The organism is Deltaproteobacteria bacterium, from assembly GCA_016874775.1.
Classification (GTDB): Bacteria; Desulfobacterota; Binatia; order Bin18; family Bin18; genus VGTJ01.
Genome location: VGTJ01000176.1, coordinates 1 through 12,168, shown reverse-complemented (window position 1 = coordinate 12,168; position 12,168 = coordinate 1). Strand labels below are relative to the sequence as shown.

Below are 12,168 nucleotides of genomic sequence, written 5' to 3'. Positions count from 1 at the left end.
CCTTCCTGCCCCAGCGGACCTTCCTGGGAGGAGAACCTATGGGGTGCGTGACGGGCCTGCACGCCGGATCGCTCCGAAGCTTTTCGGGTCGCACGGCCAGCGGCCGTGGTTTCAGCTAGGAATGAAAAAACCAGATTGTCTGAATACTCGGCCACCGATCAATCTCGGCTGCGAATTGTTGCAGTAACGCAAGATCGATAAATTGAAATTTCTTCGGCTCCACAGAAGCATTGGAAGTCACCGGACACATGGGACAGACAAAATTGCATCCACGCACCAATTCAATACCAATGGTTCTAGGAGAGAAGAGAGGCGTCATCGTGTAAAGACTAGGGGCTGTTTGATTTCAGCGCAACTTTGTTGGGATTAGGACGCCAATACAATCGGTGAGAGCACTTTCTGTTGAAGCCATTCAGAGAGATCATGCAGGCTCTGAGCATTGAGTTCATGACCCATTTCATACTCACAATAGGTCACAGGAATACGGAGGTCGCGCAGCTGTTCTGACGACTGCCGTGCTTTATCGACCCCCACCACTTCATCACGACTCCCGTGTTGGATCAGCACTGGCAATTGTTCTGTCGCAGGCACATCAGGCAGAACCGACAGTAAATCTTGCGGCAACCACGAACTGAGGGAAGCAAGACCTGCAAAGCGCTCCGGCTCACCAAGACCTAAGCTGTACGCCATTACCCCGCCCTGACTGAATCCCAGCACCGCGAGCTTTTTGTTATCGATCGAATATCGCTTCAGCGCATCGTCGAGAAAGGCGCGCAGTGCTTCACGGGCATGTAGCACTGCCTGTACGTTAAGCGGCCCTCCCAAGGTGAGGGGAAACCAGCCATAGCCAACCGCAGCCCCACCCAGAGGTACTTGAACAGGTCCTTGTGGGCAGATGACAAGAAACTGTCCACCGCAAATGTATGGAGCCAGTCCTAACAAATCGAGCGCATTCGCCCCCCAGCCATGCAGCGTCAGTAATGTTGGGTGTGGCCCCTTGCCCGGAGGTTCAAAAATTGTATGGATAAGATTCATGTGCTTCCTCTCCTTACCCGGCAGGGCACTGCTATCCGAAAAGCAGACAAGAAGCAAGAAAAAGGCTAACTTTTTTCATTTCGTAAGTTCTAAAATTCCTCCGTCAAGTGACGATTCTCCTCTCGACCCCGAAGAAAGGACACCTATGGACATCACTGCCCTTCTTACCTTTGCCTCACAATCAGGAGCCTCAGATGTGCACCTCAGCAGTGGGGAGCCGCCAATGATTCGCATGCACGGCGATATGAAGAAACTTGACCATCCCGCATTGACGCGCGAACAAGTCCACCAGATGGTGTACGACATCATGAACGACAGCCAGCGTAAGCATTTTGAAGAACATCTGGAACTGGACTTCTCGTTCGATATGGGACAGATCGGGCGCTTCCGTGTCAACGTCTTCATGCAGCAACGCGGCGAAGGTGTCGTCTTTCGAACCATTCCAAGCAAGATTCTCTCAACTGAAGAACTTGGTCTTCCTCCAATTCTGAAAAAACTGACCGACAAGGAAAAGGGGCTGATTCTAGTAACAGGTCCGACCGGCTCCGGTAAATCGACTACCCTCGCCGCCATGGTCGATTACATCAACAGTACGTTTGAGGGGCATATCATTACCATTGAAGACCCCATCGAATTTACCCATCGCTCAAAAAAATGTCTGGTCAATCAACGCGAACTTGGCGCCCATACCTACTCGTTCGCCAACGCACTCAAAGCGGTGTTACGTGAAGATCCAGACGTGATTCTGGTCGGTGAAATGCGTGACCTTGAAACCATTCAGCTTGCCATCACTGCTGCGGAAACTGGTCACTTAGTGTTTGGCACCCTCCATTCACCGAGTGCACCTGGCACGGTTGAGCGCGTGGTTGACGTTTTCCCTGCCGGACAACAGGCGCAGATTCGTACACAATTTGCTGAAGCTATTGAAGCGGTCATTACACAGACGCTGTGCAAAAAGAAAGGTGGAGGTCGAGCGGCAGCATTAGAAATCCTCGTTGCCACTACTGCAGTACGGAACCTCATTCGTGAAGGGAAAACGCACCAAATTCCCTCAGCCATGCAGGTTGGTCAGAAGGAAGGCATGCAGACAATGGACATGGCCCTGATCGACCTTGCCAATCGTGGAGTTATCACTCGTGAAGAAGCACAAGCAAAAAGTATGACCCCAAACCTCTTTGCCCAGATAGCACAACCAGGCAGTAAAGTTGCAGGCATGGGACGTTAACCAATTATAGACAGCAGCGTGAATGCGGAGGAATCATGAATTTCCAGGATTTTCTACAGGTCATGGTCGAACGCAGCGCGTCAGATATTTACTTCACCGTGTATAGTCCACCGATGTATCGAATCGAAGGCATCACACAGCCGATCGGCGATTATCGGTTTGGACCACAAGACTTAGAAGCGCTCGCTCGATTATGAGTGAGCGACAATGGCATGAGTTTGTCGAGCAACGCGAGATGAACCTCGCTGTGTCTATCTCCAAACTGAGCCGCTTTCGTGTCAATGTTTTCTGGCAACGTGGCTCGGTTGCGATGGTCGTTCGCAGAATCGTCGTCGAAATCCCAACGGTCGAACAGCTTGGACTACCGAATATCCTCAAGGATATCATTATGACCAAGCGGGGACTGATCTTGATCGTCGGTGCAACCGGCTCAGGAAAATCAACCTCTCTTGCCGCCATGATCAATCATCGGAATTCGACGAGCCCCGGTCATATCGTTACAGTCGAAGATCCCATTGAATATGTTCACCCCCATAAGCAGTCGATCATCAACCAACGAGAAGTTGGGTTCGATACCCACACCTTCCAGGCGGCACTCAAGAGTGCCATGCGACAAGCACCAGATGTGATTCTTATCGGTGAAATTCGTGACACAGAGACAATGGAAGCGGCAATTACCTTTGCTGATACAGGTCACTTGTGTCTGGCAACCCTACACTCGACGAATGCGAACCAAGCGTTTGAACGTATTCTCAACTTCTTTCCTGAGACTCGACATCCGCAGATTCTGTTGCAACTCTCTTTGAACATGCGTGCGATCGTCTCGCAACGGTTAGTTATTGGCAAGACAAGGAAACGAGTCGCTGCTCTGGAAATTATGATGGATACTCCACGTGTAAAAGAACTCATCCAACGTGGAGAAGTCGGCATTATTAAAGAAGCGATGGAACAAAGCGCGCAGGAAGGTTGTCAGACGTTCGACATGGCGCTGTACGATTTATATAACTCGGGAAAAATTGATCTTGAGCAAGCCCTCAGTAATGCTGACAGTGTTAATCACTTGCGACTGAAAATTAAAGTGGCCGAAACCAAAGAAGCCGCCAACGGTGGAAAGACAGACGCTGGCGCGTTCCGCATTGAGGGTGCTCAGGGGCAACAACGGCGCTTCGAGCGATTGTAGTCTACGCTTCCGAATGCGCGCTGCAGATTCCCCCAAGAGCGGGCGCCCAATCTGGCGTCCGCTTTTTTATCTTGAGCGAGCGTTTGCAGCGAGAATCGCTTCTGCCAACCAAAAATCATCGGGGGTCGTAATCTTGAAATTTCGCGGGGACCCGACAACGACTTTGACAGGACTTCCACTCCACTCTAACAATGCCGCATCGTCAGTAACGGTGACGCCTTGAGATAGCGCTCGTGCATGCGCTTCGCGAATTAGTGGCACACGAAAAGTTTGTGGTGTCTGAGCAAGCCACAGTTGTTGTCGTGGCATTGTTTCCACTACTATTCCATCGTCAGTAACTCGCTTTATCGTGTCGCGTGCCGGGATAGCAACAAGCGCACCTCCATGTTCCATAGCAGCCTGAATGCTCGCTTCCAGAGTTGCAGGATCAAGAAACGGACGGGCAGCGTCGTGGATCGCAACAATTGCACTCTCGACATCAAGTGCAGCTAGCCCACAACGAACTGAATCCTGTCGCTCAGCACCACCGTGAACCAGTACGATCGGAACGCGGAAGGGGCCATAAGTTCGCAAGATCTCTTGGCACAGAGACTCGCGTTCAGGAGCAATGACAAGAATAATTTTACGGACCAGAGGAGAACACGCTACGGCTCGTAACGTGTGGATGATTAAAGGAATACCGGCAAGAGAGAGAAAGGGCTTGGGTAGAGCGGCTCCCATTCTTTCTCCTTTGCCGGCAGCGACTATGACAACGTCGGCCTGCATAGCGACGATGGATGGCGGTCTGCTAAGCCCTTCTGGAATCAAAACACAAAAAGTTAGTGGGTAAAAATACTCTTTAAATCTTCGAGAATTTTTTCTTCCGGATGGGCACTCGCAAGAGCAAGTTCTTTAACGAGAAGGTTACGAGCCGTATCAAGCATCTTTCGTTCGCCAAAAGACAATTCTTTGTCAGCTTTCAGGACAAAAAGATCTCGCAAGACTTTGGCAATTTCAATTACCGAGCCTGTTTTGATACGTTCAGAATATTCACGATACCGCCGATTCCAGGTCTGTTGATCAACTTCCACTTTCTTGGTGCGGAGAATGCGGTACACCTTATTGACCATATCTTTGCTAATGATGGGACGAAGACCAGCCGTTGCCACGTTCTCCGTCGGAATCATGATGGTCATTTCGCTTTCAAGAATTCGCAGCATATAGAACTTACGCTGCAACCCAGAGACGTTTTTTGCCTGTAAGCCTTCTATTACTCCAACGCCGTGACCAGGGTATACAACCTTTTCTCCGGCTCTGAACATAGGCTCCCTCCTTACAGGCGTAAAAATTGTTCGTGGATCTTAGCCAACCGACCAAAAGTCGTCAATGCCGTAAGTATCTGAAAAAACTAGTCTTTTTTATTAAAAAAACTGAAAAACACAAGCCTTTCCTATAGCTTGGAGGGGCAAGATTCATGATTTACTAGAAGATTATCTGCCTACACAGATTTCCTAACACTTATTTGAGAAAGACATAGAAAATCTAATAGTCAGTAAAAAGAGCCTTGGTAGTGACAGACGCGTGCACTACTGGTGGTCAATATTCTGTGGTTATCAAGCGAACCATGAGCAGGGCATCTTCGCCATTTTCGTAATAGCGCGTCCTCACACTCACTTCCTGAAAGCCAAAGTTCCTATACAGCGCAAGAGCAGTCTGATTACTGCGCCGTACTTCAAGGCTCAATGAGCGAATTCCACGAGTTTTCGCTTCGTCGATAACATGTTCAATCAACGTCTTCCCGAGTCCACATCCACGATATTCTGGGAGAACGACAACATTGACGATCTGTCCGTCTTCATGAATAAACCATACACAGACGTACCCAAGAGCCGCCCCCTCTTCCTCTAGTATCCAGAGGTGGCTATAGGGATTTGTGAATTCATTATAGAACGCCGATTCCGTCCAAGGATGCAGAGACGACGCCCGCTCAATTCTCATCATGGATGGGATATCAATTTCTGTCGCACGGCGGAGAGTCATTTTCTGTTGACTCTGTTGCTCTCTCATTTTGCAGCTTTTGTAGTCCTTCAGCGTACGAGAAAATTATTGATAAGGTCTCAATTTTCCTCTTGACAATGGGACTTCGACTGATCCATAAGGTAGGATAAAATCTATTACCGGTCAGACCACCGGAAAAAGGAGTTTTTTATGAGACGCTGGAGGGCCTACTTCTTTACCTCTGCACTCGCAGCGGGACTTACTGTTTCACCATTTGCCTGGGGGCAACAACAAGCACCGAAACCTGCTACGCCTCCACCCCCTGTTGCTGCAGCTCCAGCAGCAACACTCATCAACATTAATAGTGCTGACGAAGCAACGCTCATGTCGGTTAAAGGAATCGGAAAAACGCGAGCAAAGGCAATTGTCGAGTATCGACAAAAGAATGGCCCATTCAAATCGATCGATGATTTAACCAAGATCAAAGGCATTAAAACTAAGTCATTACTGAAGTTTCGGAGCCAACTCACCATTTAGCTAACTGATAGTGAAAACATAAAAAAGGAGACCTCACGGTCTCCTTTTTTATTTTCACCGAGCAAGAACGGCGCGAGGTTTCTCTTCCAGTTTTTCTACCTTGACGTTAGCGGTTGGCGGATGAGCAGGAATGTCTCGCACAATCTCTTGGAGTTTTTGTTGAATACGATCGAGTATCTGAGAAAAAGGAATACACTCAAGCACAATCCGGCATGTCCGCTCATCACGGAGCTGAGTGAAGTGCATACCATAGACAATCCCCAAATCACGTAGAAACGGGATCATGGGTTGCTTTATCTCTCGCATTCGTTCTGCCGAAAGACGTGTACAGTCCGTCAGGAAGTGGGTATGGATCCACGTTTCTTCTCGTCCAACGACTTTCATACAACCAACCTGATCATAATGAGCAACACCCAACTCTTCTACTTTTGGGTCGCCGCCTTCTGGTCACACTCTGCTCTACACTGCTTCGAGAAATCGTCAGCCTGTGTGTTACACGTGCTCATCTGGTCGAACTTTTGTTCAGCTGCAAGTTTGTCACTGCATTCTTTGAACATTTTTTCTGATGTGGTTTTGCACTCATTGCGACATGCCGTCAGCGCATCCGGCGGCGGTGGTTTTGGTGGTTCTTTCTCTTGTTTACAGGCAGATAGCCCAAGGAGCCCGACCATAAGCATCACTCCCGCTCGTGCTTGCCAACTCTTCATTCTCTCCCCCCTTACATATCTTCGTTGGATACAACCCGCTCGTGAGATTACGCGGGCCAAATTACTCCTTTGCTCTCATAGCATTGACACTTGCACTCGAAAAGACGGGCATGGTAACACTCTCTTGCACGAGCAGATAACATAAGTTTTCGTGCGCATCGCATTCGGATATCACCATTTTATGGAGACGCTAGAAAAAGAATCAGCTCTTGAGGCAAAGTTACCCCTATTGCCACCGAGCCCAGGCGTCTACCTCTTCAAAAACACCTCTGGGGAAGTGATTTATGTTGGCAAGGCCAAGAACCTACGCACTCGCGTACGCCAGTACGCTCGTGGCGGCGACGGTCGTGTCCAGATTCGTTTCCTTCTCGCTCAGCTTGCCGATGTTGAGGTGCTGATCACTAGTAGTGAAAAAGAGGCCTTGTTACTGGAAAACACCCTCATCAAGCAACATTGGCCACGGTATAACATCCGTCTCAAAGACGACAAGTCGTATTGGCATGTGAAAGTGACCACCCAAGACTCCTGGCCACGGTTGTTTTTAACTCGTCACATCGTCAAAGACGGCAGCAAGTATCTTGGACCATTTCATGCCAGCTCCGCGGTACAGGAAACATTAGAGATCATCCGCAAAACGTTTCCTCTTCGTACGTGCTCGGATACCGTCTTTCGTAATCGCACGCGCCCCTGTTTAGAGTACCAGATCAAACGTTGCCTGGCCCCATGCACGCTTCCCGTTGCACCAGAGGATTATCAACGCCAGTTAAAGAATGCGCTATTGCTCCTTGAAGGCAAGAATACTGAGCTCATCGATCAACTCAGTACGCGGATGCACGCTGCGGCCGAGGCCTTGCGATTCGAGGAAGCTGCTCTCCTACGTGATCAGATTCAGGCGATCACTCAGACTGGCGAAAAACAAAAAGTCGCAACTCCGCTCGGATACGATCAAGACATTTTCGGCTTGTACCGTGAGGGAGGGGCTATTGAGGTGCAGGTTCTCTTCGTACGTTCCGGTGCTCTCGTTGGTAATCAAGAGTACAGCTTTGACGACAATGAGTTCCCGGATGAAGAAGTCTTAGCCGAGCTGCTGAGTCAATTTTACCAAGGTGAACGCTTTATCCCGGACGAAATTCTTCTGCCAGTCGAGTTAGAAGACGCCGAAGTGCGCGAAGAGATTCTCCGTGAACGGAAAGGGAAAAAAGTCGAGACCCTGTGCCCACAGCGTGGCGATAAAATTCGTCTGCTCGATATGGCTCGTGAAAATGCGCAGCAAAGCTACACTGAGAAACGTCACACCACAGAACAAAAGGAAAAAACGATCGATCAACTACGCCGGGCATTACACTTGCGGAACGCACCGAAACGTATTGAGTGCTTTGATATCTCGAACATTCAAGGCAACCTCGCCGTTGGTTCGATGGTTGTCTTCAACGAGGCAACGCCAGAGAAAAGTCGCTATCGTCGCTTTCGTATCAAGACCGTCGAAGGGGCAGATGATTTCGGCATGATGTACGAGGTGTTAATGCGCCGCTACCGCCGCGCCCTAGAAGAACACGATCTCCCTGATTTGCTGATGGTGGACGGAGGGAAAGGGCAACTCGGGGTTGCGGTTGAGGTATTCCGTGAACTCAACATTACTGAGGTGGATCTCATCGGCCTTGCCAAGATGCGAACCGAGCGCGATCCATTCGCCGAAGAAATCGAGCACTCTGCTGAACGGGTTTTCCTTCCCGGGCGCAAGAACCCAATCATCTTGAAGCCTAACTCTACCGCTCTCTTTCTTCTCCAACAACTTCGCGATGAAGCGCACCGTTTCGCTATCACCTATCACCGCCAATTACGGGCCAAGGAACGCTTAAGTTCACCCCTTGAGAGTGTTCCTGGTATCGGTCCGACTCGGCGCAAAGCTCTCCTTCGCCACTTCGGGAGTATGAAACGCCTTCAGACAGCGACAGTCGAAGAGTTACAACAAGTACCAGGAATGACAACTGCGCTCGCCGAAGCTGTTTTCCAATGGAACCTCCAGAGAATGAGGAGCAACGTAGATTCATCACTATCTGATCAATACCTGCAAGAATGACAACCTCCTCTTCTCCCTCTCCTTCTCTTCCTCCTTCCCCCCTCTTGCCGTACCGCCACGGACAGCTGTTTTTTCTCGTCGCTGCGTGTCTGGGTGGGCAAGTCAGTGCCGCCTATAACTGGTCTATCCCGTTCCTCTTGTGGATAGGAGGGAGTAGCCTGCTAGTCTATTGCCTTTGGCGGTTTGCTTCTCACCGTATCGGGTTTATCACTCTCTGTTCTATTTCCCTGTGCACCTTTACCCATATTTCACTGCAGCGTGCATTGCATCCAAACTTTCCGCCTCACCATCTCCGTCATCTTCCTCTTCCGCAGGAGGTCACAATCGAGGGCTGGCTTTTTCGTGAACCAGAGCGGTTTCCTCATCGTGGGCGCCTTTATCTCGACACGTGGCGAGTGCGAACAGCGACTTCGGAATCTCTAGCAACAGGAAAAATTCTTCTCACCGTGCGGTCTCTTTCAGGGTCCTGGCGGTACGGTGACATCGTACGAGTTCCGCTCAAACTGCGCGTACCCCGTAATTTCCGTACACCCGGCGGCTGTGACTACGAGGGCTATCTTGCTCGTCATAATATCTACCTCACCGCTTTCCTCTGGGATGACCACACCATCGAACGCATTGGCGCCACCCCACATTCTCTTCAGCATCGAATTAAGGAATGGCGGAGAATCCTCGGAGCTTTTTTCTCCACTCACTTAGATTCACAAACCGCTGCGGTTTTACGGGCGCTTATTCTTGGAGATCAAGGGCTCATCGACAATGACCTTCGCGAGGCGTTTACTCAGGCAGGAGTGACTCACGTCTTATCCATTTCCGGCCTCCATATTGCGCTCGTTGCGGCCACAGCCTATGGCAGTTGGTGGTGGGTTTTAAGTCGGAGTCGCTGGCTCTTGCTGTCTCTGACGATGCCAAAACTTGCCGCATTCTTAACCTTCCCTCCAGTTCTTTTCTATGCGGCACTGGCTGGCGGAAGCATTGCTACCTGGCGCTCTGTCATTATGGTCTTCGTCTATCTGCTTGTGCCCTTCGTTAACCGCCGAGCGGATATTTATCGTAGCCTCGCATTTGCTGCGCTTGTCATTGCGGTTGTGGAACCGGGTGTCGTTCTCGATATTTCCTTTCAGCTATCATTCGTTTCGGTCCTCAGTATTGTCCTTGGAACAGATCAGCTCTTTTCTTGGAGGAACGAAAAAAAGCCCCTTTCCGCTGTGCAAGACGTTCCACTGTATGAGAAGCTTCTTCGTTGGGGAGCCCTCTATAGTGGTATCTCCTTCTTTGCTCTGCTCGGCACTGCCCCACTTACAGCTTTTCATTTTAATCAGATTTCGCTAGCTGGCCTCATCGCCAACGTCGTTATTGTTCCGCTCCTTGGCAGCACCGCCGTGGTTTTTGGTCTTCTCACTGTCGTTGGTTTTTTCCTCGATTCTCGTCTCGCCGCTATTTTTCTTTGGCTTGCCGGACTTGTCACTCATATTGGCAATGAGATCGTCAAGTGGTTCGCAACACTGCCCGCTGCCTCGTTTCATGTAGTCACTCCCAGTGAAATAGAACTCTGCCTTGTCTACGCGCTCCTGTTCTGCGCCCTCTGCCGTTCTCTGTTTTCCCCGTTGCTCTTTCGCAGTCTGGTTGCTGTTCTCGTGGGAGGACTTCTCGCTGACACGGTGTGGTGGACTTCGCATCGCTACTTTCATCACACCCTGCGAGCCTCTTTTCTCGATGTCGGTCAAGGAGATGCCACAGTGGTTGAATTGCCCGATGGGCAAGTGATGCTCATCGATGGTGGTGGGTTCGCAAGCCAGGACTTCGATACAGGTGAGGCTGTCATTGCACCATTTTTATGGCGTCGAAAAATCGGACACGTTGATATCGTCGTCATGAGTCACCCTCAACTCGATCACTATGGAGGTCTGCTCTATATTGCAGAACATTTTTCTCCCAGAGAGTTCTGGTTTAACGGTGAACAAGCCCACGGGGCACGGTTCAATAAACTCATGGAAATTGTAAACCGTAAGGGGATTCAACTGCGTTCCCTCTGTCGTGAGACTCAACCTCCCGTCCAACGGGACGTCTCAATCCAGGTTCTCCACCCTCCCTGTAATAGCAATCTGGGTACGAATAACGCTTCGCTCGTCCTGCGTCTCAGTTACGGAACCACAGATATATTGTTTACTGGGGATATAGAAAAAGAAGGAGAGGCTGTTCTACTAGCTACCGAAAAAGCGCTTCCGAGCGAAATTGTGAAAGTTCCCCACCACGGAAGCCGAACCTCAAGTTCCCCTGGGTTTGTCAGTGCCGTTGCACCAGCGGTCGCTATTGCTTCAGTCGGCGTAGATAATCGCTTCCGATTTCCAGCGCAAGAAGTTTCCCAACGATACCAAAACCAGGGAAGTACATGGTTACGCACGGATCGGGAGGGAACAGTGACGGTCATCAGTAATGGGCGCGGATATCGCCTGTTTACAACTCAGCCGACCGTATTACCACCCTGGACGGAGCCGTGATGGAGAGACGTATCGTTCAGGAGTCTCCCGATAAATGTCACTATTTTTCTTTTTTCTTAGGTGAAACGCGAGAAGCACCATGTCGCAGAATTGCTTTCGCCACTTCAGTGGCAGAAACCTGGTACGTCCCTTGTGAGATTTGTTCGCGGATGCGGGAAATTTTTTCTGTTCGCAAAAATCCTCTCGTTTCCGAGCGAGCAACTTGAGATTCCTTGCGCTCAACCGGCAAAGCTGCAGTCGTTGTGACGTTTTGTCCTTGCTGTCTTTTCTGTGCCGGCATCCCCTCCTCCAAGGGATGATTCCCGTAGTATCGTGGGAATCACGTCGATAAAGTAGGAAGGAATTATGACATCTACTGCCACATATGGAAAGACCGTTGTTGTTACTTCGTGCGCCAGCCTATTATCTCGGCATGGCTGAGAGAATCTTTAGAACGGCTCTTTTTGTTGTTGCATTGGGCCCGGTAGACAAAACACTCACAGCGACCCAAGGGACAAGAGGGAACAGACAAATTCCCTACCCGAGAGCACCCAGCTGGGACACTCTCGGGTAGAAAATAAGGGACGGACCAATCATCGGGGAGGAGGGCAAGAGCGATCGTGTTTTTACGCAGCACGCAGGAGGTTGCTAGACGATGTCGTACGTCTCTCTGTGGGTGTTGATTTTTCTTCCTTGGCGCCAAGCGCGCCCTGCAACCGTGTCACTGCTTGCGTATGGATTTGACAAATTCGCCCCTCGGTTAACCCGAGAATCTCTCCGATCTCTCTAAGAGTGAGTTCTTCGTGGTAATACAGCGTGACAACTAAGGCGGTGGCAGGAAACAACTTACCGCAATAGTGATTGACCGGAGTGGAGAGCCTCTGCACAAGAGCAGGGATGAGAGACGAGACCATTGTGTGCTGGCTTCGGTCTAAGTATCGAAGTCT

The 12,168-nt window shown here is 50.1% G+C and carries 12 protein-coding genes and 1 pseudogene; 5 read left to right on the top strand and 8 right to left on the bottom strand.

The features are described 5' to 3' along the window. Nucleotides 1-366: 366 nt before the first annotated feature. Complete coding sequence (locus tag FJ147_23255) at nucleotides 367-1,035, bottom strand: phospholipase (GenBank protein MBM4258806.1); 669 nt, start codon at nucleotides 1,033-1,035, stop codon at nucleotides 367-369. 145 nt (nucleotides 1,036-1,180) lie between these two features. Here FJ147_23255 and FJ147_23250 point away from each other — a divergent pair, with 145 nt between their 5' ends. Further along, nucleotides 1,181-2,260 carry a type IV pilus twitching motility protein PilT gene (locus tag FJ147_23250; protein ID MBM4258805.1) on the top strand — a complete coding sequence of 360 codons (1,080 nt, stop codon included), beginning with the start codon at nucleotides 1,181-1,183 and terminating at the stop codon, nucleotides 2,258-2,260. Between the two features lie 35 nt (nucleotides 2,261-2,295). Further along, nucleotides 2,296-3,440: pseudogene (locus tag FJ147_23245) on the top strand (PilT/PilU family type 4a pilus ATPase). 66 nt (nucleotides 3,441-3,506) lie between these two features. Here the strand turns inward: FJ147_23245 and ispD are convergent. The 3 genes from ispD to rimI form a co-directional block, all read right to left on the bottom strand. Then, the gene (ispD, locus tag FJ147_23240; protein MBM4258804.1) at nucleotides 3,507-4,205 is read right to left on the bottom strand and encodes a 2-C-methyl-D-erythritol 4-phosphate cytidylyltransferase; all 699 of its coding nucleotides are present in this window, start codon (nucleotides 4,203-4,205) and stop codon (nucleotides 3,507-3,509) included. Nucleotides 4,206-4,258: 53 nt separating this feature from the next. After that, nucleotides 4,259-4,741 (bottom strand): CarD family transcriptional regulator, encoded by a 483-nt coding sequence (locus FJ147_23235; protein ID MBM4258803.1) that lies wholly within the window; start codon nucleotides 4,739-4,741, stop codon nucleotides 4,259-4,261. Between the two features lie 274 nt (nucleotides 4,742-5,015). Next, a complete protein-coding gene (gene rimI, locus FJ147_23230; protein ID MBM4258802.1) occupies nucleotides 5,016-5,486 on the bottom strand; it encodes a ribosomal-protein-alanine N-acetyltransferase in 471 nt (156 codons plus the stop codon). Between the two features lie 141 nt (nucleotides 5,487-5,627). Here rimI and FJ147_23225 point away from each other — a divergent pair, with 141 nt between their 5' ends. After that, nucleotides 5,628-5,954: a helix-hairpin-helix domain-containing protein gene (locus FJ147_23225; GenBank protein MBM4258801.1), complete on the top strand. Its 327-nt coding sequence runs from the start codon at nucleotides 5,628-5,630 to the stop codon at nucleotides 5,952-5,954. A 54-nt stretch (nucleotides 5,955-6,008) separates the two neighbouring features. Here FJ147_23225 and FJ147_23220 read toward each other — a convergent pair whose 3' ends face one another. Together FJ147_23220 and FJ147_23215 are read right to left on the bottom strand one after the other, a co-directional pair. Next, nucleotides 6,009-6,371, bottom strand: a complete 363-nt coding sequence (locus FJ147_23220; protein ID MBM4258800.1) for a hypothetical protein — start codon at nucleotides 6,369-6,371, stop codon at nucleotides 6,009-6,011. A 5-nt stretch (nucleotides 6,372-6,376) separates the two neighbouring features. Then, nucleotides 6,377-6,661: a hypothetical protein gene (locus FJ147_23215; GenBank protein ID MBM4258799.1), complete on the bottom strand. Its 285-nt coding sequence runs from the start codon at nucleotides 6,659-6,661 to the stop codon at nucleotides 6,377-6,379. Nucleotides 6,662-6,812: 151 nt separating this feature from the next. Between FJ147_23215 and uvrC the strand changes: the two genes are divergently transcribed. Together uvrC and FJ147_23205 are read left to right on the top strand one after the other, a co-directional pair. Further along, nucleotides 6,813-8,741 (top strand): excinuclease ABC subunit UvrC, encoded by a 1,929-nt coding sequence (gene uvrC / locus FJ147_23210; protein MBM4258798.1) that lies wholly within the window; start codon nucleotides 6,813-6,815, stop codon nucleotides 8,739-8,741. Continuing rightward, nucleotides 8,738-11,242, top strand: a complete 2,505-nt coding sequence (locus tag FJ147_23205; protein ID MBM4258797.1) for a DNA internalization-related competence protein ComEC/Rec2 — start codon at nucleotides 8,738-8,740, stop codon at nucleotides 11,240-11,242. Before uvrC ends, FJ147_23205 begins: the two co-directional genes overlap by 4 nt. A 40-nt stretch (nucleotides 11,243-11,282) precedes the next feature. Here FJ147_23205 and FJ147_23200 read toward each other — a convergent pair whose 3' ends face one another. Together FJ147_23200 and FJ147_23195 are read right to left on the bottom strand one after the other, a co-directional pair. Continuing rightward, the gene (locus tag FJ147_23200; GenBank protein ID MBM4258796.1) at nucleotides 11,283-11,522 is read right to left on the bottom strand and encodes a flagellar biosynthesis anti-sigma factor FlgM; all 240 of its coding nucleotides are present in this window, start codon (nucleotides 11,520-11,522) and stop codon (nucleotides 11,283-11,285) included. A gap of 325 nt (nucleotides 11,523-11,847) precedes the next feature. Further along, on the bottom strand, nucleotides 11,848-12,168 hold a 321-nt coding region (locus FJ147_23195; protein ID MBM4258795.1), incomplete at its 5' end, for a hypothetical protein.